The organism is Nocardia sp. NPDC055321, assembly GCF_053645575.1.
Genome location: NZ_JBSHMS010000035.1, coordinates 1 through 24,828, shown reverse-complemented (window position 1 = coordinate 24,828; position 24,828 = coordinate 1). Strand labels below are relative to the sequence as shown.

The window sequence follows — 24,828 nt, the reverse complement described above, 5'->3', positions numbered from 1 at the left end:
CCACGGAGGAACCGACATGCGCTTCGCATTGACCGCAGAACAGATCGATTTCGCCGCCAGCCTGCGCAAGATGGGCGAGGCCGCCAAGACCCCCGCCGTGGTGCGCGCGTGGGGCGAGGGCGAGCACGCCGCCGGGCTCGCGCTCATCCGGCAGCTGGCCGAGGCCGGTGCGCTCGGCCTGACCGTCACCGAGGAGAACGGCGGCTTCGGCGCCGGCCCGGTGGAACTGATCGTGGCCTTCACCGAGATCGGCCGGGCCGCGGCGCCTGGGCCGCTGATCGAGACCGCCGCCGCGATTCCCGCACTGCTGCAGGCGCTTCCGGACGGTGGACCGGCCTCGGAATGGCTGCCGGACTTCGCCGAAGGGTCCAAGCTCGGCACCATCGCGCTGCCCGATCAGGGCGCGGCGGTGGCGGTGGACGCCGATGTCGCCGATCTGCGCCTGGTCGCCTCGGGTGACCGGGTCGTGCTGGCGAGCGCGGGCGAACTCGTCCGCTCGGTGGACGCGGCCCGCCGCCTGTTCCCGCTGACCGGGGACGACGTGCTCGCCGAGGGCGAGGGGGTGGCCGCGGCCATCGCGCTCGCCTTCGACACCGGCGCGCTCGCCGCGGCCGCGCAGCTGCTGGGCGCGGGCCGGGCGCTGCTGGACACCAGCGTCGAGTACGTGAAGCAGCGCCAGCAGTTCGGTAAGCCGATCGGGCAGTACCAGGCCATCAAGCATCACCTGGCCAACGTCATGATCGGGCTCGAGATGGCGCAGCCGCTGCTCTACCGCGCCGCGCTGACCCTGCAGGACGGGGCCGAGGCCGGCGTTCGCGCCCGCGACATCTCCGCCGCCAAGCTGGCCGCCGGGGAGGCCGCGTACCAGGCCGCCCGGATCGGGCTGCAGGTGCACGGCGCCATCGGCTACACCGCCGAGTGCGATCTGTCGCTGTGGCTGACCAAGGTCAACGCGCTGCGTTCGGCCTGGGGCACACCGGATCTGCACCGCGCCCGCATCGCCGCGGCCCTGCGCGCCGGCGCACCCGAAGCCGCCGCGTGAGTTCGCGCGGCGGGAACGTGCCGGTGCCGCGGGCGGTTTCGGCCGCGGCGGCCACCGCCCGACCGCCGCACGCCACGGCAGCACAGTCATCACCTACCTGGACAGGATCGGAGCCGACGCATGAGCATCACGGCTGAGCAGCAAGAACTCGTCACGACCGTGCGCGCCGTGCTGGCCAAGCACGGGGACAGCGCGGCCATGCGGCGCGGGCTCGACGGCGAGCGCGGGTACGACGAACAGCTCTGGAAGCTGCTGTGCGAACAGGTGGGCGTCGCGGCGCTCGCCGTTCCGGAGGAGTTCGGCGGCGTCGGCGTCGGGCTGGTGGAATCGCTGCTGGTCGTCGAGGAACTCGGCCGCACGCTGGCCGCCCCGCCCATGCTCGGTTCCGCGGTGCTCGGCGTGCAGGCCCTGCTGCTGGCAGGCAGTGCCGAGGCCAACGAGCGGCTGCTGCCCGAGGTGGCCGAGGGTGTACGCACCCTGGCGCTGTGCTGGGCCGGTGCCGGCGGCTGGGATTCGTTCGGCGTCCGCGTCGAGGGCGAAACCCTCACCGGTACCGCGCATTACGTCCTGGACGGCGCGCACGCGCAGTCACTGCTCGTGCTGACGCCCGAGGGCCTGTTCGAGGTCGACGACGACGCGGCGGGCGTGACCCGCACGATCGTGCCGACCATGGATCCGACCCGGCGGCTGACCACCGTGGAATTCGCCGGGGCGCCCGCCACGCTGCTGGGCGCGGTCGACGTGGCTCGCCTGCGCGACATCGCCTGGGCCGCGGTGACCGCCGAGCAGCTCGGCGCGGCCGAGCAGTGCCTGGACATGACAGTGGAGTACAGCAAGTCGCGGGTGCAGTTCGGGCGGCCCATCGGCAGCTTCCAGGCGCTCAAGCACCGCATGGCCGACATGTACGTGCTGGTGGAATCCACGCGTTCCATTGCGTACCTGGCGATTTCGGGCCTGGCGAACGGCACCGCCGAGCCGGTCGACATCGCGGCCGCCAGGCTGCACGCGACCGCCACGCTGAACTCGGTGGTCTCGGAAACCGTGCAGCTGCACGGCGGCATCGCCATCACCTGGGAGCACGACGCCCATCTGTTCTTCAAGCGCGCGCACGGTGACGCCCAGCTCTTCGGCGCCCCGGCTCGCCCGCTCCCGCGCCCGGCGTAGGAACCTTCGAACCGGAAAGGCCGGGACCGCGGCATATGCTGCGGCCCCGGCCTTTCGGCTGTTCCGGGTCAGTGGGAGGCGGGCTGCAGGATCTCCACCTCGCGGGCCGGGGGCTTGCTGCCGAAGCGGGCGCGCAGGGGGTACAGGGCCGCGACGAACAGCAGGGACGCGGTCGAGGCCAGCAGCTGATTGCGCTGTTCGGGGACGCGGGCCATGGCGACGAAGACCGCGACGATCGCGATGATCACCAGCCAGCTCAGGTAGGGGTAGCCCCACATGCGATAGGTCAGGGCCGAGGGGTCCTCGCGGCGCAGGCGGGCCCGCAGGCGCAGCTGGGAGATCATGATGGCCACGTAGACGTAGGCCAGGATGACGCCGATCGAGTTCAGCAGGAACGTGAACACCTGGTCGGGGGACACGTAGGAGGCGATCACCGCGCCCCAGGCCGCGACCGTGCCGAGCAGCACCGCGCGGGCGGGGACGCCGCGCCGGTTCACCTTCACCAGGGCGGCGGGCGCGTCGCCGTCGCGGGTCAGCACGTAGAGCATGCGGGAGGAGACGTAGATGGCGGAGTTGAGGACCGACAGCACCGCGGTGAGGATGACGACCTGCATGATCGTGCCCGCGGCCGGGATGCCAATGTGGTCCAGCGCGCTGACGAACGGGCTCTGCAGGATCTCGGCGTCGTTCCACGGCAGGATGGTCACCACCAGGAAGATCGAGGCTACGTAGAACAGGCCGACCCGCCACAGCACGTTGTTCGTGGCCCGGGCCACCGCCTGGCCCGGCTCGCGGGATTCGGCCGCGGCGACCGTCACGATCTCGGTGCCGCCGAAGGCGAACAGCACCACCACGATGGCCGAGAAGATGCCGCCGATGCCGTTGGGCGCGAAGCCGCCGAACGCGGTGAGGTTGCCGAAGCCGCCGTCGGAGTCCGGCCACAGGCCGAAGACCCAGGCCGCGCCGATGACGATGAACAGCACGATGGCGACGACTTTGATGGAGGCGAACCAGAATTCGAACTCGCCGAACGATTTCACCGACACCAGGTTCACGGCGGTCATGAGCACGAGCAGCCCGGCCGACAGGCTCCACTGCGGCAGGTCGATCCAGGTGGCCAGGATGGCCGCGCCGGCCACGGCCTCCGCGCCGACCAGGATGACGTAGAGGTACCAGTAGAGCCAGCCGACGGTGAACCCGGCGAACGGGCCCATGGTCATGCGCGCGTACTCGGTGAGCGATCCGGCGACCGGGCGGGCGACCACCATCTCGCCCAGGGCCCGCATGACGCACAGCACCAGCAAACCGGCGGCGCCGTAGGAGAGGATGGCGGCCGGGCCCGCGGTTCCGATCACCGAGCCGCTGCCGACGAACAGGCCCGCGCCGACCGCTCCGCCGATGGCCAGCATGGTCATGTGGCGACGACGCAGTCCGGTGCGCAGGCCCGCGTGCTCCGCGCCGGTCGGTTCCGACATCTGACCGTCCTCTTCATAAGTTGCTCGAATGTTGCGGACTCACCATATCGGGGCTGGTCAGGCGACAAAAATCCCGGGTCTGGTCGAGTGACCAGATGCTTGGCGCGCCGGGGTACGCCCGCCGGCGGCCGGCGCTCCCCAATTCCTTTCCCCGGCTGCCCCTTCCGCGCCGGAGTACCGTCGGCGGGTATGGCAGAGACGAATTCCGGGCCGATCCGCGTCGAGCCGTGCGCCAAGCGGGTGCGCGCATACCTGGGCGGTCATCCCGTCGCCGACACCGTCGCGTCCCGGCTGGTGTGGGAGCACCCCTACTACCCGACCTACTACATTCCGGTCGCCGACCTGCGGGCGAAGCTCGAACCCACCGGGGTGACGCGCGAGCATCCGACACTCGGCGCGGGCACCGAGTTCGATGTCGCGGGCGACAGCGGCACCGCGCCCGCGGCGGCCGTGCGCTACCTGGACTCCCCCGAACTCGGTGATCTGGTGCGCCTGGATTTTCCGGCCATGGACGAGTGGTTCGAGGAGGACGAGCCGATCTACGTCCACCCCCGCGATCCGTACAGCCGCGTCGACATCCTCGCCAGTTCCCGCCACATCCGCGTGGAGCTGAACGGCGAGACGCTCGCCGATTCCCGCTCGGCCCGCATCCTGTTCGAAACCGGCCTGCCGCCCCGCTACTACCTCCCCCTGACCGACGTCCGCCAGGACCTGCTGCGCCCGTCCCCGACCAGCTCGCAGTGCCCGTACAAGGGCACCGCCGAGTACCGCCACGTCCGCCTGGGCGAGGACGAGTTCCGCGACCTGGTCTGGCTGTACCGCACGCCCCTGCCCGAAAGCCAGAAGGTGGCGGGCCTGGCCTGCTTCTACAACGAGAAGGTGGACATCTACGTGGACGACGTCCTCCAGCCCCGCCCGAACACCCCGTTCAGCTGAGGGCTGCGATACGGCCCGGGCACGTCGGCGCTGTCGATCGGAACCGGTTCTGCCCGAGCGGATTTCCCGGCCGTCCACCCGTTTCACCGTAGGGATCGGCGGCGTTGCGGCGGTTGGTGTTCGCCTGCCGTCGATGGCCCGCGTGGGTGGTCGGGGCGCCCCGGGATTCAGCCGGGGTTCGCGATCGGAGTCGGCGCACCGAGTAGGGCGCGGGTGACCTCGTGGGACGGGTTGGCGAAAACCGTTGGGGTGGGGCCGGACTCGACCGGGCGGCCCGCGTCCAGGACCAGGACCGTGTCGGTGTGGGCGGCTATCAGGGGGAGGTCGTGGGCTATCAGGATCAGGGTCAGGGTGTGGCGGGCGCGGAGGGTGGAGAGCAGGTCCATGATCGCCGTCGCGGTCCGGGCGTCCAGGGCCGAGGTGACCTCGTCGCAGATGAGGATGTCCGGGTCCGCGGCCAGGGCGCGGGCGATCGAGACGCGCTGGCGCTGGCCGCCGGAGAGTTCGTGCGGGTAGCGGGCGCCGAACTCCGCGCCGAGGCCGACCTGATCGAGTAGTTCCGCCACCCGGGCGGGTACCTCGCGCCGGGGGCGGCGGCGGTGCAGCAGGACCGGGCGGCCCACCGTCGCGGCGACCGTCCGGCTGGGGTTCAGCGCGCCGAGGGGGTTCTGCGGCACCAGCTGAATCCGCCTGCGCTCCTCCCGCTTTCGCCGTGCGGACGCGGCCCGCAACGGCCTGCCCGCCAGTTCGATCACCCCGCCCCCCGCGGGCTGCAGGCCCACCATCGCCCGCACCAGACTCGTCTTCCCGGCCCCCGAGGGCCCCACGATCCCCGCCGCAGCGCCGGCCGCGACCGCGAAGTCGATGTCCCGCAGCACCTGCGCTCCACCGGACCACACGCGCAGTCCCCGCACGGCGAGCAGCGAATCCGACTGCGAGTCGGACGATTCCGCGCCCGGGGTGACCGCGCAGCTCTCCGCCGGAACCGCCCCATGCGGCCCCGCCGCGTCACTGCGGGAGCCGAGCGGATCGGTCGCGGGCGGGGCAGCCGTATGCGACCCCGCCTCACCGCCGCGGGAGCTGGACGGGTCGACCGCGGGAGCGAACACCCGGTCGCCGTCCTCATCTGGCACCGTGGCCGAATCCCCGTCCGCGGTCGCGATGGAAACGGCCGGTATCGGCATCGAATCCGCTTCTGCCGCCGCTGATTCGGTGGCCTTCGCGAGCGCGCGGGCCTCGTACGCGTCCGGGGCTCGGCCGGTATGCGCCGCGCGTGCGCCGACACCCGATGGGTGGGGCGGGGTCAGGTCGTAGACGTCGTCGGCTATGCGGGACACGAGATCGGTGTCGTGGCAGGCGAAGACGACGGCCAGGGCGCGGTCGCGGGCCAGGTGGACCAGGAGGTCGCCGATCTCGTCGCGCAGGGACGGGTGGAGGCCGGCGGTGGGCTCGTCCAGCAGGAGCAGGTCGGGGTGGCGGGCGAGGGCGCGAGCCAGGGCCACCCGGCGCTGCTGGCCGCCGGAGAGAGCGCCGGGGCGGCGGGCGGTGAAGCGTGCGTCGGCGGGGAGGCGGACCTCGCGCAGGAGGGGGGCGACCGCGGCGGGGTCGGACGCGAGTTCGCGGACGAGGGTCCGCACGCGCATGCGCGGGTTGAGGCTCGAACCCGGATCCTGGCCGACGAAAGCGATGCGGGTGCGGCGCAATTCGCGCAGGTCGTCCGGGGTCAGCGCGAAGACGTCCGCGCCCAGCACCGCCACACTGCCCGAGCGGCGGGCGGTCTCGGGCGGAAGCAGGCCGAGCAGGGCCCGCAGCAGCGTGGTCTTCCCCGATCCGGAGGGGCCGGTGAGTGCCAGCAGTCGGCCGGGCTCGACGCGAAAACCGGCCTCACGCACCAGAAAACGGTCGCCGGCCGCGATGGACAAACCCTGTACGGCGACGACGGGGGCCGGGAATTCGCTTCCGGCCTGCTGTTCGGCGACGTCGGCCGCGTTTCCGCGGTCCGAAGTCACCATCGGGTCGGGGATTTCGGCCGGCGGGTCGGCGGCCGGCTCGGACGCGTCGTCCGAAGCCCTGCCGGGTGGGTCCCCGCGCACCACGTCGGCACGATCGCCGTCATCGTCGAGGTTCGGACGTTCGACCGACCGCGCATCGCGTTCCGCGACGGAGTCGCGGTTCGGACGTTCAACCGGCCGCGCATCGCGTTCCGCCGCCGCGGCACGATCCGCATCCTCGGGTCCGGAATTCACTGCGGGCTCACCGCCTTTCGTCCGGCCTGCGGCGCGAGGGCGGCCGCGGCGAGGTTCACGCTCAGGGCGAGCAGGGCGATCAGGACGCTGGGCGCCACGACCGCCCAGGGGTTGAGCAGGATGCCGGGGCCGTTCTCGCGGATCATCAGCGCCCAGTCGGCAGCGGGCGGTTGCGGGCCGATCTGCAGGAAGGCGGCGGTCGCGACCAGATAGACCGCGGCGACGAAGCGCAGCCCGAACAGGGCGAGCAGAGTCGCCCGCAGATTGGGCAGCACCTCGCGAAGTACCAGGTGCCACAGCCGTTCTCCGCCCGCCGCGGCCGCCTCCACGTACCCCGAGGCCGCCACGGGCGCGGCCGCGCCCGAGACCAGCCGCACCGCGTACGGCGACCCGAGCACCACCGCCGCCGCGATGATCGCCAGCCGCCCGCCGTCGCGCCACGACATGGCGATGAGCAGCAGCCCGAGCACCGACGGCAACAGGATCAGCATGTCCGTGGCCCGGTCGACCAGCCGCCCCACCCCCGGCCGCAGCGCGCCCACCGCACCCAGCACCGCCGCGACCCCTGTCACCAGGACGGCCGCGATGAGCGAGGAGACGACCAGGTCCCGCCCACCCGCCAGCAACCGGCTGAGCACGTCGCGCCCGAGCACGTCCCCGCCGAGCGGCGCCGCCCCACCCGGCTCCGCGTACGGCCCGGTCACCGGGGTGTCGATGGCGTGCGGCGCGAGCACCGGGCCCACCAGCGCTGCGATGATCAACAGCACGGCAGGGGCCAGCCGAACAGCGGTACCGGACAGTCGATCTCGACCGAGGACGGCGAGCAGCCACCCGAGCCGACCCGCATTCGGCCGGTCCGGCCCGGGCGCGCCACCCACCTCGCCACCCACCTCGCCACCCACCTCGCCACCCACCTCGCCACCCACCTCGCCACCCACCTCGCCACCCACCTCGCCACCCACCTCGCCACCCACCTCGCGCGGCGGGCCGCCGCGGCTCGTTCGGTTCCGCCACGCGGCCGACCACCCCCGCGCCCGCACGACAGGCTCGCCCGCCCGTTCCGGTTTGTTCATCGCCCGCCTCCCGAGAGTGCGTCCCGCACCAGATCCGCAGAAAGCAGCACCAGGGTGATCGCCGCGCCTGCCAGCGCGGTCACGCCCGCGATGAGCGGGGCGTCGCGGTCGGCGACGGCCGAGGCCAGTACCGATCCGATGCCCGGGTAGTTGAAGACCACCTCGACCGCCACTGCCCCGCCGAGCAGCACGCCGGTGGAGGTGGCCAGCCCGGTCACGATGGCGGGCAGGGCGCCCGGAAGCACGTGCCGCAGCAGCACCCGGTGCGGTGAGAGCCCGTCCAGCACAGCGGCTTCCACGTGCGGCTCGCGCGCTTCGTCGGCGAGCGCCGCGCGCACGATCCGCACGTTCCAGCCGATCTGCGGAATGGTCAGCGCCAGCACCGGCAGCACCAGCATGTCCCAGGACGCGGGCGCCCCGTCGGCCCCCGCGATCGTCACCGCGGGCAGCCATCCCGTCCACAGCGCGAACACCAGCACCAGCACCACCGCCACCACGAACTCCGGCAGCGCCAGCACCACCGTCGCCGCCCCCGACACGATCCGGTCCACCGCGCCCCCGGCCCGCACCGCCGCCCATCCCCCGAGCACGATCGCCCCCGCCCCCGTCAGCACCAGCGCCACCCCACCGAGCAGCAGGGTGTTCGGAAACGCCCCGCCCACCAGCTCCACCACCGGTACTCCCCGAGCCGAGACCCCCAGATCCCCCCGCCCCAGCCCGGTCATCCACTCCCAGAACCGCTCCGCCACAGGCCGATCCAGCCCCAACTCCACTCGCCGCCGGGCCACCTCCCCCGCCCCGGCCCCCCGCTCCCCGGTGGCGAGCGCCGCGTCCCCCGGCAACAAGTCCACCGCGACGAAAACCACCGCGAGCAGTCCCAGCAACAACGCCACCCGCCGCGCCACCAACGATCCCCCGTACGCCACCACCCGCACGACCCCGGCCCACCCCCGCCGCCGCGGCCGCCCACATCCACCTCGAGCCCGCCCGAACAAGACACGGACACCAGCCCGACCACCCCGCAGCCAGACCCCGGAAAGCCTCCCGAACACGTTCTCGGCGCCGCTGTTTCGCGCCCGGCCACCCGTTGTGCCGCACCCGTCTTCCGCCCTGCTGGACCAAAGCTCGCTCCGAGACGGTCTGCCGTCCCACGCGCAACTCGACAACGCCGCGTCGGGCGAATCGTCTGTCCCCGCCCGCGAGAGCGCGACCACCGAACCATCGCCGGCAACCGGCTGTTCCACCATGAGCTCCGGACTCACATCCGGTGGAGTGCTGTCGCCGGCCGAGCCCTCGCCGACCGGTCCCCCAGCTCGATCGCCCGGCATTCGCGTCGCATCCGCCGCACCGCCACCCACCCCGGCGGCCTCGGCCGGACCGATGTCTCCCGGCTGCTCACCCGATTCATCCCGAACACGAACAGTGACGTCGGCAGCTACCGTGTCCCGCTCGGTTCGAGATGGCTCGTCCGAGTCGCCGCGCTGCCGCTGGAGTCGATCAGCTTCGCTCTCCCGCCAAGCTCTCAGCCACCCGGTCGCTCGGACCGCAGCCGGGTCGGACACGACCCGCTCGCGCTCCCGTGAACCCTGGCGCCACAGCGAAACTCCCCGCCACCACCTGCCGCCCACCGGGGCCTGCACGGTCCGCTTCGTAGCGAAGTGAGCGGCGGACCCGGTCCGGTCCGTTGGTGGTCGCTCTGCGCACCGGGTCCTGCGCGCAGGCAGGGATAGTGGCCCGCGGGCGATGCGCCGGACCCACAGCCGAATCAGGCTGAGGGCGGGGCTGTTCCGGTCGGGGAGCGGGAGTGCGGGCGGGGCGACGCCGACGCGCGTCGGCCATCGCAGCCGGCGGGCGACCGGGCCGGGCGCGCGCTCGGCGCGACGTAACCGAACGGAGGCTCCGTCGCGGAGCCAGAGCTCGGACCGGCCGCTGAAGACCGTGCCGCCGGGTACCGGGCGCGGCGCCCGAAGGGGTTCGGGCGACTCGATCGGGATCCGGCGGCGGGGTGTGGATCGGGCGCCGTGGTCGAAGTAGCTGCCGTGCAGCGACTTCCGGGGGCGGCCGCCGGGGTGCGAATCCACATCCTCTGTGCCGCTCGGGGCGTTCGGGGTGGGTTCGGGGGACGTGCGGGTCTCCGCCGGGGCCGAGTCGGCGGGGTGGCCGGGGGTCAGCGGGCCAGCCATGTGCGCTCGAGTTGGACGCGGCCGAAGCCGGGGACCGTGGGGAGGGCCTGTACGCGGGTGTGGGCCAGGTCTATGCCGTCGGCCACGCCCCAGAGCAGGTAGCCGGAGCGATCGTGTTGCAGGCGTTGCACTTCGGTCAGGGCCGCCGCGCGGGCGGCCGGATCCGGCGCGCCCACCGCGCGCTGGTAGGCGGCGTCGAACTCGGGATCGTGCCAGGCGGCCTCGTTGCGGCTGCTGTCGGTCAGCATGATGCGACCGGCCAGGAACAGCACCGAGTCGTTGGTGCCCCAGTAGGTGGTGTACAGGTCGCCCTTCAGCCAGGTGTCGTCCCAGAACGCCCCGGACTCCTGTTTGACCACCTCGATCCGCACGCCGGCCTCGCGCACCTGGGTGGCGAACAGGGTCGCCGACTCCGCCAGTCCGGCAATGTCTTCGGTGGTGTGCAGCCGGTACGTCCGGCCGGTGTCGAAACCGGCTTGGGCCAGCAGCGTCCGGGCCCGGTCGAGGTCGCGGGTGCGCTGCGGCAGTGCGCGGGCGTACCCGGGATCACCGGTGCCGAGCACGTCGTTGCCGACCACCCCGTACCCGGACAGGGTCTGCGCCACCATCGCCTCGCGGTCGACGGCCAGCCGCAGCGCCTCGCGCACCCGGGCATCGGCGTAGGGACTGCCCGGCGCCGCGCGCATGACGATCGGCATGGCCGTGTCGTCCGGCCGGCGCAGCACCTGGATGTCCCTGCGCCCCTGTGCCGTCCGCGCCGCCACCGCACCGGCGTTGGAGGCCAGGTCGATCTGCCCGGCGAGCAGCGCGGTCGCCATGGCCTGCGTGCTCTCGAACACGCTCACCTCGATGGCGTCGAGATACACCTCGCCGCCGTACCATTCGCGATTGCGCACCAGGCGCGCGTTGCCGCCCCGGAACCATTCCAGGGCGAAAGGCCCGGTGCCGGGCGCGTTCTCGATGTCGGTGGTGCCGGCGGGGACCACGAAGGTGGCGAGCCGGGTCGACAGCGGCAGTTCGGCATTGGGGTAGTCCGAGACCAGCACCACGGTGCCGGGCCCGTCCGCGGTGATGCTCTCGGACCGCACCCCGGGCAGCCGCGAGGGCCCGGCGGGCAGGTCGCGTAATCGGCGTAGGGAGAACACCACGTCCTCGGCGGTGACCGGCCTGCCGTCGTGGAACTTCGCACCGGGCGCCACGGTGAAGCGCCAGGTGCGCAGATCGGGCGAGGACTGCCACGCCGTGGCCAGGCGCGGCTTGGTCAGCACGCCGCTGCCGGGCACGGTGAGGGTGTCGTAGCGCAGGCTGAGTATCAGGTAGTCGCTCTCGTTGGCCTGCGTGCCGTGCGGGTCCCGGCTGATCGCGCCCGGCCGCCCGAGCGCGCCGACGCGCAGGGTGCCGCCCGGCTGCGGCGGGCCCGAGATCACGACCGGTCCGGTGTCCCCGTCCTCGCACGCGGCGAGCATCGCCGCGAATCCCACTCCCCCACCGACTTGCAAGAGCTGACGCCTCGACAGATTCACGACGACCTCGATTCCACGCGCTGACGATCTACCTACGCCGGTCCCCGACCGGCGTCACCCCGCACGTCACCTCCCTGCGAACTCTCCGGAACACGCGACCCGCGGGCTCAGGCCGCGAGCACTTCCTCGACCAGGCGCGGCAGCGCCACCCCGATGGGTTCGCGCAGCACTTCGGCGGCGTACACGTCGTAGGGCGTGGGCTCGGCGTTGACGATGATCAGATCCGCGCCGCTGTCCACGGCGAGGGCGCACATGGAGGCCGCCGGTTCGACCTGCAGCGAGGTGCCGACGGCCAGGAAGATCGCGCTGTCCTCGGCGATCTCGACCGCGGCGCGAATGGCCTCGGGATCGAGTTGCTGGCCGAACATGATGATGTCCGCCTTGAGGATTCCCCCGCAGTCCGGGCACGGCGGATCGGGTTCCCCGGCGGCGACGCGGTCCAGGGTCGCGCGCATGGTGGCCGTGTACGCGCAGTCGACGCAGACCACGTCGAACATGTTGCCGTGGATCTCGACGACCGATTCGGATCCTGCGCGCTGATGCAGTCGATCGATGTTCTGGGTGATGATGCCGACCTCGCGCCCCGCCGCGGCCAGCCGCACCAGTGCCTCGTGCGCGGGATTGGGCCGGGCGGCCCAGGCGGGATTGTCGCGGCGGGCCTGCCAGGAGCGCACGCGCAGTTCCGGATCGGCCACGTAGTTCTGGTAGGTCGAGAGCAGTTCGGCGATGGGATCGGCTTTCCAGACCCCGCGCGGACCACGGAAATCCGGAATTCCGGAGTCGGTGGATATCCCCGCTCCGGTGAGGACCCCGATCGGCCCCGTGCGCCTACGCCAATCCGTCATCTTGACCAGGGTAGAGCGCGTTCCGGGCGCACAGCCACATTGATTCGAGAAGCCTTACACCGCAATGACATCCGGGGTGCCGATCGCGCGCCGATAGTGCCCGGGCGCGAGAGAATACTCCCGTTTGAAGGCTTTCGCGAACGCGAATTCCGATTGATAACCGACCTTTCGGGCAATTCCGGCCAATGGCGTATCCGTTTCCCGCAGCAGCCGCGCCGCGGTGAGCATGCGCCAGCGCGTGACGTACGCCAGCGGCGGCTCCCCGACCGTGCCGGTGAAGCGGCGCGCCAGGGTCGCCCGCGACACCCCGGCCAGCTCGCTCAATTCGGGTACCGTCCAGTTCTTTTCGGGCGCCTCGTGAATCGCCCGCAGCACCGTCGTCACCGCCGGATCGGTGAACGCGCCCGCCCACCCCGGAGCCCGCACCGCCGCCTGCTCGTCGAACCACGCCCGCAGCGCGAACAGCAACAGCGCGTCCAGCAGGGACGGCACCACCGCGTCCGATCCCGGCCGGGGTTCGGCGAGTTCACCCGCGAGCAGATCGACCGCCGCGCGCAGCGCCGGATGCCTGCCGGGCCGCGCGGGCAGGTGAATGAACTCCGGCAGCTCGTCCAGCATGGGATGGCCGCGCTTGCCGCCCAGCTCGTACGCGCCGCACAGCAGCGCGGTGCGCGGACCCGGCCCGACGATCTCGCGCGGCTCACCGGGCCTGGCGATCTCGGTGATGGGCGTAGCCGGATCGTCGGCGAGCAGATGATCCGCGCCGCGCGGCATGAGCAGCACGTCCCCGGCCCCGAGCGCGATGGACTCCCCCGCCGGGGTCAGCACCCAGCACGAACCCTGCAGCACCACATGGAATCCCGCGCCCGGCATCAGCGGATAACTCCGGCCCCACGGCGCGTGCCGGACGAACATCCCGGAGGTGGGGTTCGCGGTGCGAATCGCCGCGATGGTCTCGCTGAGAATATCCACCCGGCCCACCCTAGCGCGCGGGCGACATGACTTCCACACTCATGCCATGAGCGAATCGGATATGAAATCGAGCCGAACAGCCATTCATATGCTCATAAAGTCTCAATAATCTTCGATACATGACATCGACCAGCACCGCCCCGGCAGCCACCACCTCGACCGCTCCGGCAGACTCCACCGCCCCGCGCCCCGCCGCCATCGCCGTCTACGGCGCCACCGGCCACACCGCCGGCTACCTCCTCGACCGGATCCGGGAACTCGGCCTGACCCCGATCCTGGTCGGCCGCAACGCCGATCGCCTGCGCACCGCCGCCACCGCCGCGGGCCTGCCGGACGCCGAGGTCCGCGTCGCCGAGCTGAGTGATCACGCCGCCCTCGTCGCCGCGTTCGCCGGCGCCGACGTGGTGATCAGCGCGCTGTCCGCCTTCATCGAGCACGGCGAGGCCGTGGTGGCCGCGGCCATCGAGGCGGGCGCGCACTACACCGACACCTCGGGCGAACAGCTCTTCCTGGAGCGGGTCTTCGAAAACCACGGCGCGGCAGCCGAAGCCGCCGGGGTCACCCTGCTCTCGGGCATCACCGACAACAACCTGACCGGCGATCTGCTGGGCCACCTGGTCGCCCGCCGGGTGCAGGGACCGGCCGAGCTGGTCCTGAGCCACCTCAGCCGCAGCGGCGGCAACGGCTCCAAGGGCAGCGCGAAAACCGTACTGGCGAACCGGGATTGGTTCATCGGCGGCGGCTACCACTACGAGAACGGCGCACTCCGGGTCGGCGCGGCGACCAGGCATCCGGAGATGACCTTCCCCGGGGAGACCGCTCCGACGCCGGTGGTGAAGTTCCCGCAGTCCTCGGTGCTCACCATCCCCCGGCATTCGGCCGTGGCCTACGTGGCGGGCGCGGTGGCGGCGTCGATCAACGCGCATCTGAGCGGATTCACCGCCGCGGCACTGGATTCCATGCCCGAGGCGCCGGACGCGGATCTGCGGTACTACCTGATCGTGGACGCCTACGGCGCCGACGGCGCGGGCGTGCGCGGCCTGGTCGACGGCGTGGACTCCTACCGCGATTCGGCGATCATGGCGGTCGAGGTGGCGGTGCGGCTAGCGGAAGGCGGCATCGCGCCCGGCGCGCTCGCACCGGCGGAGGCCTTCGAGGCCGAGGAATTCCTGAATTCCCTCGCGCCGCACGGCATCACCTGGAGCATCGAACCCCGGTGACCCGGTCACCTCGCGCGGCCGCGGCGCCGGCCGGGCTAGGGTGGCCCCATGAGCGATGATCGGCCGAAACTCGCCGCCGAGCTGGATCTACAGCCGCACCCCGAAGGCGGGTGGTATCGCGAGACCTGGCGCAGTGCGGTGGAATTCGAGCCCGAGGGCTATGCCGGCCCGCGCTCGAGCGCGACGGCCATCTACTTCCTGCTCCTGGCCGGAGAGCAGTCCGCACCGCACACGGTGCGCTCGGACGAGATCTGGATGTGGCATCGTGGCGGTCCCCTACTGCTGAACATCGGGGGTGAGGAGATCATCCTCGGACCCGATGCCGAGCAGGGGCAACGGCCCCAGGCGGTGGTTCCCGGTGGGGTTTCCCAATCCGCCCGCCCGATGGGCGACGACTATGCCTTGGTGAGCTGTGTCGTCGCCCCGGGATTCGACTTCGCAGACTTCCGTCTGGACTAGTCGTCTATTTCGAGCAGACCTTCGGCGACCGCGTGGTCGATGGTCTTCTCGAGGTTCGGGCAGGAGTCCGGCCTACCGAAGATCGGCCCGGCCTCGGCCATCTTGCGGAAGACCGGGCAGTGATCGGCCGGATTGACCGTCCACTGCACCGTCTTCTGGTTCGAGCTGTGCTTGCGAACCATGACCTCGGTCCCGCAGGACTGACACGCGATCGGCGTCAGCCCGGACTCCATGTAGTGCGCTTTGTCGATGACCGTCTGGGCGCGCACCTGCGCTTGCCGCTCGGGACGGTCCGCGAAATCGGGTGCCTTCGCCCAGGTGGTCATCAGACGTTCGCCTCCTGCGAGGTCTCAGCGCCCGCGGCTTCGGCGGCCGCGGCGGCCTCCTTGGCTTCGCGCTTCTTGGCCATATTCTCCTCGACCTCGATGGCCCAGGCTTCATTGGCCTTGGTGGTATCGACCTCGAACTCGAAGCGCTGCGTCGACTTCGGATCCACGTCGGCGATATCGACGTAGAACTGGTCGTACCACCGGCGCAGCTGGTACACCGGGCCGTCTTCCTCGGTGAGCAGCGGGTTGTCGATCTTGGACTTGTGCTTCCAGATCTCGACGTCCTGCAGGAAGCCCTCGCTGACGCCGTCGGTCATCTTCCGCGCGAAGCCCTCGGCCTGATCGTCGGGCAGGCCCTTGGGCTTCTGCAGCGCGACGCCCCACTGCAGCACGAACGAGTTCTGCGTGACCGGGTAGTGGCAGTTGATCAGAACGGTCTTGACCTCGAACCCGCTGTAGATGTTCAGCAGCGGGTTGACCATGTACGACGGACCGAAGTACGAGGCTTCGGACTTGAGCAGCGTGTCGATGCCCGCCTCGGCCGCCGCACCCTTGTCCGGACGCCCCTTGGTCTCGAGGTACTGGGTGGCGATATGGCCCTCCAACACGTTCTTGAAATACGTCGGGTAGGCGTAGTGGATGTAGAAGAAGTGCGCCATGTCGACGACGTTGTCGATGATCTCGCGGCAGTTGGCGCCTTCGATCAGCAACGAGTTCCAGGTCCAGTCCGTCCACTCGCCGGACAGCTCCTCGAGCTGATTGCCGTCGGCGTCCTTGAACGGCCCGTCGATGTACGGGATGGTGACCTCGTCGGTGGGCTTGCTGCCCTCGTGGTCGTGCCACACGAACAGCTGCCCGTTACGCTCGAGCGTGTGCCAGGACCGGGTCCGCGCCAGCGGCGGAACGCGCCGCGCGTACGGGATGCCGGTGCACTTGCCGTCGCCGCCCCAGCGCCAATCGTGGAACGGGCACGCGATGGAATCGCCCTTGACCTCGCCCATGGACAGATCGCCGCCCAAATGCCGGCAGTAGCCGTCGAGGATCTTCAGATCACCCTTGCTGTCCATGAATACGACCAGCTTGGTCCCGAAGGCCTGGACCGAGTGCGGCTTGCCATCACGGAAGGTTTTCGCGAGACCCAGGCAATGCCAGCCCCGGGCGTACCGGGTGGGCATGGCACCCACGTCGATTTCGCGAACCTTCCCACGGGGACCCGGCGGGGTTGTCGACATTGTCATCCTCCTCTGGAAGTACTAGAACACGTTACAAAACAGCGGCGCTTCACGCCAGCTGTCCACCCAAACAACGGACAAAAGTCCTTGTGAGGCACGCCGCGCCCGGATCGGTCCGGCCGACGCCCTCTGTTCTCGACATAAATAAGAACGTGTTCTAGTCTCAGAGACAAACGAGAACCGCCCGATTACCCAGGCAGGAGCAACTGGCGCGATGACGCAAGAAGTAGTTGAGCGGGTCGAGGCACTGCTGCCCACTCTCCGCGAGCGGGCCCAGCAAGCCGAGGACCTGCGGCAGATTCCCGAGGAGTCCATCAAGGATCTCCAGCAGGCCGGCTTCTTCAAGCTGCTGCAGCCGCGTCAGTGGGGCGGCTACGCCGCGGACCCCGTCGTCTTCTACGACACCGTTCGCAAGATCGCCAGCGCGTGCGGTTCCACCGGCTGGGTCGCCGGCATCATCGGCGTGCACAACTGGCACCTGGCCCTGTTCGACCAGCGCGCGCAGGAAGAGGTGTGGGGCGAGAACACCGACGTCCGCATCTCCTCCTCCTACGCGCCCATGGGTGCGGGCCTGGTGACCGAGGACGGCACCGGCTACACCGTGAACGGTTCCTGGGCCTGGTCGTCGGGCTCGGGCCACGCGGACTGGGTGGTCGTCGGCGGTCCGGTCATCAAGAACGGCAAGCCGGTCGACTTCGGCAGCTTCCTCATCCCCCGCACCGAATACGTCATCAACGACGTGTGGAACGTGGTGGGCCTGCGCGGCACCGGCTCCAACACCATCGTGGTGGAGAACGTCTTCGTGCCCAAGCACCGCTTCCTGAGCTTCCGCGCCATGGGCGAGCTGAAGTCGCCGGGCCTGGAGCAGAACACCGACCCGGTGTACAAGATGCCGTGGGGCACCATCCATCCCACCACCATCTCCGCGCCGATCGTCGGTATGGCCTACGGCGCGTACGAGGCGCACGTGGAGCACCAGGGCAAGCGCCTGCGCGCCGCCTACGCCGGTGAGGCCGCCAAGGACGATCCGTTCGGCAAGGTCCGCATCGCCGAGGCCGCCAGCGACATCGACGCCGCCTGGCGTCAGCTCTCGGGCAACGTGGCCGACGAGTACGCGCTGCTGGTCGCCGGCGAAGAGGTGCCGTTCGACGTGCGCGCCCGCGCCCGCCGTGACCAGGTGCGCGCCACCGGCCGCGCCGTGGCCTCCATCGACAAGCTGTTCGAGGCCTCGGGCGCCACCGCGCTCGCCAACGGCACTCCGCTGCAGCGCTTCTGGCGCGACGCGCACGCCGGCCGCGTGCACGCCGCCAACGACGCCGAGCGCGCCTACGTCATGTACGGCACCCACGCGTTCGGGCTCCCGATCACCGACACGATGGTGTAGTCCATGACCACTGTCGAAGAGATCACCTTCGAGTCCACCTCGAAGTACGCCCAGGTCCGCGAAGACCTGAAGCTGCACTACCACGAGGCCGGCGTCGGCAACGGCCCCACCATCGTGCTGCTGCACGGCGGCGGGCCCGGCGCGTCGTCGTGGTCCAACTTCTCGAAGAACATTCCGGTGCTGGCGCGGGAGTTCCACGTGCTCGCGGTGGATCAGCCCGGGTTCGGGCTGTCGGACAAGCCGGTCGATCACCCGCAGTACTTCGTGCACAGCTCGTCCGCGCTGAAGGACCTGCTGGACACGCTCGGGATCACCGAACGCGTGCACCTGCTGGGCAATTCGCTCGGCGGCGGCGCGGCCACCCGGTTCGCGCTGGACTACCCCGATCGCGCGGGCAAGCTCGTGCTCATGGGCCCCGGCGGGTTGTCCACCAACCTGTTCGCGCCGGACCCCACCGAGGGCGTCAAGCTGCTGAGCAAGTTCAACTACCAACCGACCCGCGAGAACCTCGAGGCGTTCCTGCGGATCATGGTGTTCGACCAGAAGCTCATCACCCCGGAGCTGATCGACGAGCGCTTCGCCTCGGCGTCGCTGCCCGAGTCCCTCGAGGCCACCCGCGCGATGGGTAAGTCCTTCGCGGGCGCGGACTTCGAGAAGGGCATGATCTGGCGTGACGCGTACAAGCTGCGCCAGCCCGTGCTCATGGTCTGGGGCCGCGAGGACAGGGTCAACCCGATCGACGGCGCGCTGGTCGCGCTGAAGATGGTGCCGCGCGTGCAGCTGCACGTGTTCGGCGGCTGCGGGCACTGGGCGCAGCTGGAGAAGTTCGACGAATTCAACCGCCTGGCAACCGACTTCCTGCTCGGCGTCAAGGAGAAGTGACCATGGGTATTCGAGCTCTCGGATACATGCGCATCGGGGCCACCGACATGGCGGCCTGGCGTGAGTACGGGCTCAAAGTGCTCGGCATGATGGAGGGCACCGGGCCCGACCCGGACGCGCTCTACCTGCGGATGGACGATTTTCCGGCGCGCCTGGTGATCGTTCCCCACGAGAGCGACCGACTGCTCGTCTCGGGCTGGGAGGTCACCGACGGGCCCGCGCTGCAACGACTTCGGGAGACCCTCGCCAAGCACGGCGTCGAGTTCACCGAGGGCACCAAGGACGAGCTCGCCGAGCGCCGCGTCGAGGGCATGATCCGGTTCGCGGACCCGGCGGGCAACGTCCTCGAGGCGTTCTACGGCATGCAGTACCTGGGCCGCCGCTTCGTCAGCCCGTACGGCCACAAGTTCGTGACCGCCGAGCAGGGGCTGGGCCACGTGGTGCTGACCTGCACCGACGATGCCGCCGCGCAGGCGTTCTACCAGGACGTCCTGGGCTTCCGGCTGCGTGACTCGATGCGGCTGCCGCCGCAGATGGTCGGCCGCGACGCCGACGGTGATCCGGCGTGGCTGCGGTTCTACGGCTGCAACCCGCGCCATCACGCGCTGGCGTTCCTGCCGCTGCCGAACCCGACCGGCATCGTGCATCTCATGGTCGAGGTGGAGAACTCCGACGACGTCGGCCTCTGCCTGGATCGGGCCAACCGCAAGAAGGTCAAGATGTCGGCTACCCTCGGTCGCCATATCAACGACAAGATGCTGTCGTTCTATATGAAGACCCCGGGCGGATTCGACATCGAATTCGGCTGCGAGGGTTTGGAAGTCGAGGACGATTCCTGGATCGCCCGGGAGTCCACGGCGGTCAGCCTGTGGGGTCACGACTTCACCGTCGGATTCAAGTAGCGCGAACGAAGAGGGCGACAATGACCACGACCGACGAACAGCCGGCCATCGATCCGCGGCAGTTCCGCAATGTGCTGGGCCAGTTCTGCACCGGTATCACCGTCATCACCACCTTCGGGGAGGACGGCGCGCCGATCGGCTTCGCCTGCCAATCGTTCGCCGCCCTCTCGCTGGAACCGCCCCTGGTCCTGTTCTGCCCCACCAAGGGGTCCAAGTCCTGGGCGGCGATCGAGGCCAACGGGAAGTTCTGCGTGAACATCCTGGCCGAGGAGCAGCAGCCGGTCTGCGCGCGTTTCGGCTCCCGCGAACCCGACAAGTTCGCCGGGGTCGGCTGGCGCACTTCGGAACTGGAACTCCCGGTGCTGGACGACGCGCTCGCCACCATCGAGTGCGTCGTGGACCGGGTCGTGGACGGCGGCGATCACTACATCGTCATCGGCCGGGTGCAGGCGCTGTCCGAGTCCACCGATTCCGGGCGGCCGCTGCTGTTCTACCGGGGCCAGTACACGGCCATCGAACCGGAGAAGACGGTGCCCGCGCCGTGGCGCGCGGACCTCGAGCACTTCCTGACGAACACCACGCTCGACACCTGGCTCTGAGTTCACGCTCTCGGCTATTCGAACGCATCCCCGTCGCGATCGCGGCGGGGATGCGTTTTTCGTTGTCGCGGTGGTGTGGGTACTGGCGTCCGCGAAATCCTGGGAAATCGGGGATCGCGCCGGGGGCCGAAACTCGCTGGTACCGGCCGGTTTCCATTGGTAGGCTGGGGCTATCACTCGACCGGGGGCCCGATGCTCAGCTTTCTCGCCAGCCTCATAGAACCGATATCCACCCATGTGATCCCGCAGCTGAAGAAGGTTCCCAAGAAGGCGTGGATCGTCATCGGGTCGGTCACCGCCGCGGTGGTCTTCCTGGTGCTCGGATTCGCCGGCGGGCAACGCTACGAGACCCACGCCGCCAAGGCCCCCGCCACCACCCGGGTCGGCGGCGTCGATCTGGCGCAGCACTGCATCTCCTACGGCTTCACCGGCGTGAACGGCGCCCAGTGCATGTCCGAGATCCAGCTCGACCTGGCCTGCAACTGGCAGTACCAGCGAAACGACCTGCAACTGCGCTTCTCTCGCGACGACCCGAACAGCGGCGTCTGCTACCGGCCCGACGGCCTCTCGATGACCGGCATCAAGGATCTCCCCGGCTACTGCCGCGAGACCTTCCCCTCGAGCGACAACGTCCGCGCCGCCGTGGTCACCCTCGAGACCGGCAAGAAGACCTGGGTCTGCCAGTCCGAGGTGGACATGCGCATAGCCTGCATCTGGCAGTACCAGTCCCCCGACCTCCAGGCCCGCAAGGTCGACGACAACTGGTCCTGCTACAAGTAGCGCGGCTATCGCGAGCGCAGCAGTCCCCACTGCGCCGCGCGGGCGCCGATCTGGAATCGGGTCGTCACGCCCAGCCTGCAGATCAGGTCGGCGACGCCGCGGCGGTAGGTGCGCAGGGAGATGTTCAGTTCGCGGGCGGCGGCGTCATCGGTGAGGCCGCGGTCGAGCGTGCCGAGAATGGCCATGGCGCGCTCGTCGCCCGCGATGTGGGCCGCCGCCGGGCGGGGCGCGATTCGTTCCGCCGATTCCCATGTCATGGTGGCGAATCGGTGGATGGCGCCGATCAGCGCGGGGTCGCGCACCAGCACCATGTACGGCTGCCGCGCGCCCACTCCGCTCCAGAGCACGGCGGCGTGCCGGTCGATGATGAAGGTGTTGTGGAAATCGCCCGACGTGACCCGGATCTCGGGGACGAGCGAGGAGTCCTCGAGCAGCGGGCGCCGGTCGCCCGAATCCAGGTAGTCCGGCGAGTACAGCAGGCGGACCTGCTTGCCGGTGGCCAGCAGGTCGCGAATCACGCTGTGTCCCAAGCCGGAATGACGGTGCAGCGGACTGGATACGGCCACCACCGCCTCGGTGCGGACGCGTCCGAGCAACTGCCGTACATCGCTGCCGACGTCCGCGCCCGGGCGCAGACTGATGATGCCGGGCGGGATCCGATCGTGCTGCCGCATTCCCCCATCATGTCCCCGAAATCCGGCGCTCGCGGAAGTTGGCAGCTTCCTGCCGAATTCGGGGAGGCGGGGTCGCGCGGATCTACCTTCGGCCGATGCACATCAGCTACACCGCGGAACAGGATCGGCTGCGTATGCGGCTGCGTGAGTATTTCGCCGATCTCATGACACCGGACTTGCGCGCCGGACTGACCGGGCCCGGCGGCGAACACGGCGACGGCGTCGCCTACCGGGAGCTGGTACGCCGGCTCGGCCGGGACGGATGGCTGGTGCTGGGCTGGCCCGTCGAGTTCGGCGGGCAGGGCCGGCCGATGGTGGAGCAGATGATCTTCACCGACGAGGCGGCCGCGGCGGGGGTGCCGGTGCCGTATCTGACCATCAATACGGTGGGGCCGACCATCATGCGGTACGGGACCGAGGCGCAGCGGGCGGAATTTCTGCCGCGTATCGCGCGGGGTGAATTGCACTTCTCCATCGGGTATTCCGAGCCGGAGGCCGGAACCGATCTCGCCGCGCTGCGCACCCGGGCGGTGCGCGTGGGCGACGAGTTCGTCATCGACGGCGAGAAGATGTGGACCAGCCTCATCGAGTACGCCGACCACGTGTGGCTGGCCGCGCGGACCGATCCGGCGGCGGGCAGGCACGGTGGGTTGTCGGTGTTCATCGTGCCGACCGAGTCCGAGGGCTTCTCCTGGACCAAGGTGCACACCATGGCCGGGGTGGGCACCAGCGCCACGTACTACTCGGGCGTGCGGGTCCCCGCGGCGAATCTCGTCGGCGGGGAGAACCGGGGCTGGGGGTTGATCACCAATCAGCTCAATCACGAACGGGTGGCGCTGAGTTCGGCCGCGCCGCTGACGGAATCGTTGCGCCAGGTGCTGGAGTGGGCGCGGCGGACGCGGCGACCGGACGGGTCCCGGGTGATCGACGCCGAATGGGTGCGGACGCATCTGGCCCGGGTGTACGCGCACGCCGACTATCTGCGGTTGCGCAATTGGCGGACGGCGGCGGCCATCGAGGCGGGCGAGCTCGGGCCCGAAGATGCTTCGGCCACCAAGGTTTTCGGCACCGAGTTCGCGACCGAGGCGTATCGCTTGCTCATGGAGGTGCTCGGTCCGGAGTCGATCGTCCGCGCCGATTCTCCCGGCGCGCTGCTGCGCGGCCGGATCGAGCGCTACCACCGGTCGTCGCTGATTCTCACCTTCGGTGGCGGCGTCAACGAGGTGCAGCGCGACCTCGTCGCCAGAACCGCTCTCGGCCTGCCCGTCACCCGCTGAATTCGCGAGGAAACCATGGATTTCACACCTACCGAGGCTCAGCATGACCTCACCGCGCTCACCCGCGAACTGCTCACCGGCCGGGCGGCGGCTCCGGACCGGGCCGATGGCACCGGCTTCGACCGTGAGCTCTGGACCCGGTTCGCGAAGGCCGGGCTGCTCGATATCGCCGTACCGAACGAGCTGGGCGGCAGCGGATTCGGCGTCCTCGAACAGTGCGCGGTCCTGGTCGAGATCGGGCGCGCCGTGGCGCCGATCCCGTACGCGGCCGCCATCGCGGTCGGGGTGGGCGCCCTCGCCCGGTTCGGCACGCCCGAACAGTTCGAGCGCTGGGCCGCCCCGGTACTGCGCGGCGAGGGCCCGATCGCTCCCGTACTCTCCACCGAGTTCGGTGCGCTGACCGCCGTCCGGAACCGGGGCACCTGGCGCATCACCGGATCGAGCAGTGTGGTTACCGCCGGCGCGCACGCGGATTCCTTTCTGGTGCAAGCGAACACCGCCGCCGGTCCGCTACTGGCGATGCTCGACCGGCACACCCCGGGTCTCGTCGTCCGGAGCCAGCGCGTGGTCGATGCCGCCGATGCCGCGCTCCTGGAATTCCACGACGTCGTGGTACCCGGCGACGCGATCGTCGGCGACCGGCACTCGGGCGACACCGCCGTGGCCTGGGCGCACCGGCACGCGACCCTGGCCGCCTGCGCGTACCAGCTGGGAAACCTCGACCGCGCCCTCCGCGCGACCGCCGACTACGCCCTCACCCGCCACCAGTTCGGCAAACCCATCGGCGCGTTCCAAGCGGTCCGCCAGCGCCTGGCCGACGCCCTCATCGACGTGGACGCGGTCCGCCTCCCCCTCTGGCGGGCCGCCTGGCTGGAGTCCGAGTCCCGCCCCTGCGCCCCCGAACTCGCGGTGGCCGCCTTCTGGGCGGCCGAGGCCGGCCACCGCGTGGCCCACACCGCCGTCCACGTCCACGCGAGCACCGGCATCTACCTCGACCACCCCCTGCACCGCCACTTCCTGGCCGCCAAACGCGTCGAGTTCACCCTGTCCGGCGCCACCACCCACCTCCGCGCCCTCGGCGCCCACCTGGCACAGGCGACCTGACCGATTCCCCCGGCTGAAAACGATTGGCAGTCCAGCCTTCGCCATCGGTATGTTGTTGGGGAAGAAGGGATTTCATACGTGACTATCATTCGCCGACTGGCGGGCGTCGCCGTTTTCACCGCGCTGGCGACGGCGGCCGTTTCCGGTGTTGCCGCCGCGGCACCGGACGAAGCGGCCTACCTCGACGCGGTGGCCGCCGCACTGCCCGCGTTCAGTGACGGGGTGCGGACCAAGCCCGACGCCGTCCTGCAGGACGGCTACAAGGTTTGCGCGGCCCTCGGGCACGGCATCGCCGCCGAAGAACTCGCCACCGCGATGCAGAGCAACGTCTCGCGCGACTCGCGCGGACGTATCACCATCACCGACGAACAGGCCCGCCTCTACATAGCCGCGGCCCAGGACAACCTCTGCCCCACCTGGTAGCCCACCGACCCCGAACGCTCCCGGCGGCCCACGCCCCGGGAGCGTTCGCCGTCTCGGCCAATCATCAAGCGGCGGGGCGGGAACCGCGGCGGTAGCGGCCCGGG

The 24,828-nt window shown here is 70.4% G+C and carries 23 protein-coding genes; 13 read left to right on the top strand and 10 right to left on the bottom strand.

What is annotated here, in order from left to right; genetic code table 11:
• The first annotated feature begins 16 nt into the window (after positions 1-16).
• Together ACWIGI_RS36565 and ACWIGI_RS36560 are read left to right on the top strand one after the other, a co-directional pair.
• Complete coding sequence (locus ACWIGI_RS36565; protein ID WP_454208145.1) at positions 17-1,042, top strand: acyl-CoA dehydrogenase family protein; 1,026 nt, start codon at positions 17-19, stop codon at positions 1,040-1,042.
• Positions 1,043-1,162: 120 nt separating this feature from the next.
• Entirely contained in the window at positions 1,163-2,206 is a 1,044-nt protein-coding gene (locus tag ACWIGI_RS36560; protein ID WP_454208143.1) for an acyl-CoA dehydrogenase family protein, read from the top strand.
• A 68-nt stretch (positions 2,207-2,274) separates the two neighbouring features.
• On the opposite strand, the gene ACWIGI_RS36555 is transcribed toward ACWIGI_RS36560, so the two are convergent.
• On the bottom strand, positions 2,275-3,681 hold the full coding sequence (locus tag ACWIGI_RS36555; RefSeq protein WP_454208142.1) for an amino acid permease: 1,407 nt from the start codon (positions 3,679-3,681) through the stop codon (positions 2,275-2,277).
• A 189-nt stretch (positions 3,682-3,870) separates the two neighbouring features.
• Here ACWIGI_RS36555 and ACWIGI_RS36550 point away from each other — a divergent pair, with 189 nt between their 5' ends.
• Positions 3,871-4,617, top strand: coding sequence for a DUF427 domain-containing protein (locus ACWIGI_RS36550; RefSeq protein WP_454208141.1), 747 nt, complete (start codon positions 3,871-3,873; stop codon positions 4,615-4,617).
• Positions 4,618-4,784: 167 nt separating this feature from the next.
• On the opposite strand, the gene ACWIGI_RS36545 is transcribed toward ACWIGI_RS36550, so the two are convergent.
• From ACWIGI_RS36545 to ACWIGI_RS36520, 6 genes are all read right to left on the bottom strand, one after another.
• Complete coding sequence (locus tag ACWIGI_RS36545) at positions 4,785-6,713, bottom strand: ABC transporter ATP-binding protein (protein WP_454208140.1); 1,929 nt, start codon at positions 6,711-6,713, stop codon at positions 4,785-4,787.
• A gap of 146 nt (positions 6,714-6,859) precedes the next feature.
• Positions 6,860-7,936, bottom strand: a complete 1,077-nt coding sequence (locus ACWIGI_RS36540; protein ID WP_454208139.1) for an ABC transporter permease — start codon at positions 7,934-7,936, stop codon at positions 6,860-6,862.
• Complete coding sequence (locus tag ACWIGI_RS36535; RefSeq protein WP_454208138.1) at positions 7,933-8,841, bottom strand: ABC transporter permease; 909 nt, start codon at positions 8,839-8,841, stop codon at positions 7,933-7,935. The genes ACWIGI_RS36540 and ACWIGI_RS36535 overlap by 4 nt, the downstream gene beginning before the upstream one ends.
• 1,262 nt (positions 8,842-10,103) lie before the next feature.
• Positions 10,104-11,600 (bottom strand): ABC transporter substrate-binding protein, encoded by a 1,497-nt coding sequence (locus ACWIGI_RS36530; protein ID WP_454208137.1) that lies wholly within the window; start codon positions 11,598-11,600, stop codon positions 10,104-10,106.
• A gap of 149 nt (positions 11,601-11,749) precedes the next feature.
• Complete coding sequence (locus ACWIGI_RS36525; protein ID WP_454208136.1) at positions 11,750-12,487, bottom strand: SIR2 family NAD-dependent protein deacylase; 738 nt, start codon at positions 12,485-12,487, stop codon at positions 11,750-11,752.
• A 54-nt stretch (positions 12,488-12,541) separates the two neighbouring features.
• Positions 12,542-13,459, bottom strand: coding sequence for an AraC family transcriptional regulator (locus ACWIGI_RS36520; protein ID WP_454208135.1), 918 nt, complete (start codon positions 13,457-13,459; stop codon positions 12,542-12,544).
• A 119-nt stretch (positions 13,460-13,578) separates the two neighbouring features.
• Between ACWIGI_RS36520 and ACWIGI_RS36515 the strand changes: the two genes are divergently transcribed.
• Complete coding sequence (locus ACWIGI_RS36515) at positions 13,579-14,679, top strand: saccharopine dehydrogenase NADP-binding domain-containing protein (protein ID WP_454208134.1); 1,101 nt, start codon at positions 13,579-13,581, stop codon at positions 14,677-14,679.
• Positions 14,680-14,727: 48 nt separating this feature from the next.
• Positions 14,728-15,138, top strand: a complete 411-nt coding sequence (locus ACWIGI_RS36510) for a cupin domain-containing protein (RefSeq protein WP_454208133.1) — start codon at positions 14,728-14,730, stop codon at positions 15,136-15,138.
• Here the strand turns inward: ACWIGI_RS36510 and ACWIGI_RS36505 are convergent.
• On the bottom strand, positions 15,135-15,464 hold the full coding sequence (locus ACWIGI_RS36505) for a hypothetical protein (RefSeq protein WP_454208132.1): 330 nt from the start codon (positions 15,462-15,464) through the stop codon (positions 15,135-15,137). The two genes, ACWIGI_RS36510 and ACWIGI_RS36505, sit on opposite strands and share 4 nt — an antisense overlap.
• Positions 15,464-16,699 carry a Rieske 2Fe-2S domain-containing protein gene (locus tag ACWIGI_RS36500; RefSeq protein WP_454208131.1) on the bottom strand — a complete coding sequence of 412 codons (1,236 nt, stop codon included), beginning with the start codon at positions 16,697-16,699 and terminating at the stop codon, positions 15,464-15,466. The genes ACWIGI_RS36505 and ACWIGI_RS36500 overlap by 1 nt, the downstream gene beginning before the upstream one ends.
• Before the next feature lie 214 nt (positions 16,700-16,913).
• Here ACWIGI_RS36500 and hsaA point away from each other — a divergent pair, with 214 nt between their 5' ends.
• From hsaA to ACWIGI_RS36475, 5 genes are all read left to right on the top strand, one after another.
• Positions 16,914-18,083, top strand: coding sequence for a 3-hydroxy-9,10-secoandrosta-1,3,5(10)-triene-9,17-dione monooxygenase oxygenase subunit (gene hsaA, locus ACWIGI_RS36495; protein ID WP_454208130.1), 1,170 nt, complete (start codon positions 16,914-16,916; stop codon positions 18,081-18,083).
• Between the two features lie 3 nt (positions 18,084-18,086).
• A complete protein-coding gene (hsaD, locus tag ACWIGI_RS36490; protein WP_454208129.1) occupies positions 18,087-18,965 on the top strand; it encodes a 4,5:9,10-diseco-3-hydroxy-5,9,17-trioxoandrosta-1(10),2-diene-4-oate hydrolase in 879 nt (292 codons plus the stop codon).
• Between the two features lie 2 nt (positions 18,966-18,967).
• Positions 18,968-19,867 carry an iron-dependent extradiol dioxygenase HsaC gene (hsaC, locus tag ACWIGI_RS36485; RefSeq protein ID WP_454208128.1) on the top strand — a complete coding sequence of 300 codons (900 nt, stop codon included), beginning with the start codon at positions 18,968-18,970 and terminating at the stop codon, positions 19,865-19,867.
• 20 nt (positions 19,868-19,887) lie between these two features.
• On the top strand, positions 19,888-20,466 hold the full coding sequence (hsaB, locus tag ACWIGI_RS36480; protein WP_454208127.1) for a 3-hydroxy-9,10-secoandrosta-1,3,5(10)-triene-9,17-dione monooxygenase reductase subunit: 579 nt from the start codon (positions 19,888-19,890) through the stop codon (positions 20,464-20,466).
• A gap of 192 nt (positions 20,467-20,658) precedes the next feature.
• The gene (locus tag ACWIGI_RS36475) at positions 20,659-21,246 is read left to right on the top strand and encodes a hypothetical protein (protein WP_454208125.1); all 588 of its coding nucleotides are present in this window, start codon (positions 20,659-20,661) and stop codon (positions 21,244-21,246) included.
• A gap of 5 nt (positions 21,247-21,251) precedes the next feature.
• Here the strand turns inward: ACWIGI_RS36475 and ACWIGI_RS36470 are convergent, their stop codons facing one another.
• Complete coding sequence (locus ACWIGI_RS36470; RefSeq protein ID WP_454208124.1) at positions 21,252-21,920, bottom strand: hypothetical protein; 669 nt, start codon at positions 21,918-21,920, stop codon at positions 21,252-21,254.
• 95 nt (positions 21,921-22,015) lie between these two features.
• Between ACWIGI_RS36470 and ACWIGI_RS36465 the strand changes: the two genes are divergently transcribed.
• From ACWIGI_RS36465 to ACWIGI_RS36455, 3 genes are all read left to right on the top strand, one after another.
• A complete protein-coding gene (locus tag ACWIGI_RS36465) occupies positions 22,016-23,197 on the top strand; it encodes an acyl-CoA dehydrogenase family protein (protein WP_454208123.1) in 1,182 nt (393 codons plus the stop codon).
• Positions 23,198-23,212: 15 nt separating this feature from the next.
• A complete protein-coding gene (locus tag ACWIGI_RS36460; protein ID WP_454208122.1) occupies positions 23,213-24,301 on the top strand; it encodes an acyl-CoA dehydrogenase family protein in 1,089 nt (362 codons plus the stop codon).
• Positions 24,302-24,379: 78 nt separating this feature from the next.
• On the top strand, positions 24,380-24,724 hold the full coding sequence (locus tag ACWIGI_RS36455; RefSeq protein WP_454208121.1) for a DUF732 domain-containing protein: 345 nt from the start codon (positions 24,380-24,382) through the stop codon (positions 24,722-24,724).
• The last annotated feature ends 104 nt before the right edge of the window (positions 24,725-24,828 follow it).

Coding starts and splice junctions, on each gene's coding strand:
- hsaA (WP_454208130.1), top strand. CDS start 16,914: ATGACGCAAGAAGTAGTTGAGCGGGTCGAGGCACTGCTGCCCACTCTC.
- ACWIGI_RS36550 (WP_454208141.1), top strand. CDS start 3,871: ATGGCAGAGACGAATTCCGGGCCGATCCGCGTCGAGCCGTGCGCCAAG.
- hsaC (WP_454208128.1), top strand. CDS start 18,968: ATGGGTATTCGAGCTCTCGGATACATGCGCATCGGGGCCACCGACATG.
- ACWIGI_RS36510 (WP_454208133.1), top strand. CDS start 14,728: ATGAGCGATGATCGGCCGAAACTCGCCGCCGAGCTGGATCTACAGCCG.
- ACWIGI_RS36565 (WP_454208145.1), top strand. CDS start 17: ATGCGCTTCGCATTGACCGCAGAACAGATCGATTTCGCCGCCAGCCTG.
- hsaD (WP_454208129.1), top strand. CDS start 18,087: ATGACCACTGTCGAAGAGATCACCTTCGAGTCCACCTCGAAGTACGCC.
- ACWIGI_RS36475 (WP_454208125.1), top strand. CDS start 20,659: ATGCTCAGCTTTCTCGCCAGCCTCATAGAACCGATATCCACCCATGTG.
- ACWIGI_RS36515 (WP_454208134.1), top strand. CDS start 13,579: ATGACATCGACCAGCACCGCCCCGGCAGCCACCACCTCGACCGCTCCG.
- ACWIGI_RS36525 (WP_454208136.1), bottom strand. CDS start 12,487: ATGACGGATTGGCGTAGGCGCACGGGGCCGATCGGGGTCCTCACCGGA.
- ACWIGI_RS36470 (WP_454208124.1), bottom strand. CDS start 21,920: ATGCGGCAGCACGATCGGATCCCGCCCGGCATCATCAGTCTGCGCCCG.
- ACWIGI_RS36555 (WP_454208142.1), bottom strand. CDS start 3,681: ATGTCGGAACCGACCGGCGCGGAGCACGCGGGCCTGCGCACCGGACTG.
- ACWIGI_RS36540 (WP_454208139.1), bottom strand. CDS start 7,936: ATGAACAAACCGGAACGGGCGGGCGAGCCTGTCGTGCGGGCGCGGGGG.
- hsaB (WP_454208127.1), top strand. CDS start 19,888: ATGACCACGACCGACGAACAGCCGGCCATCGATCCGCGGCAGTTCCGC.
- ACWIGI_RS36560 (WP_454208143.1), top strand. CDS start 1,163: ATGAGCATCACGGCTGAGCAGCAAGAACTCGTCACGACCGTGCGCGCC.
- ACWIGI_RS36465 (WP_454208123.1), top strand. CDS start 22,016: ATGCACATCAGCTACACCGCGGAACAGGATCGGCTGCGTATGCGGCTG.
- ACWIGI_RS36505 (WP_454208132.1), bottom strand. CDS start 15,464: ATGACCACCTGGGCGAAGGCACCCGATTTCGCGGACCGTCCCGAGCGG.
- ACWIGI_RS36460 (WP_454208122.1), top strand. CDS start 23,213: ATGGATTTCACACCTACCGAGGCTCAGCATGACCTCACCGCGCTCACC.
- ACWIGI_RS36500 (WP_454208131.1), bottom strand. CDS start 16,699: ATGTCGACAACCCCGCCGGGTCCCCGTGGGAAGGTTCGCGAAATCGAC.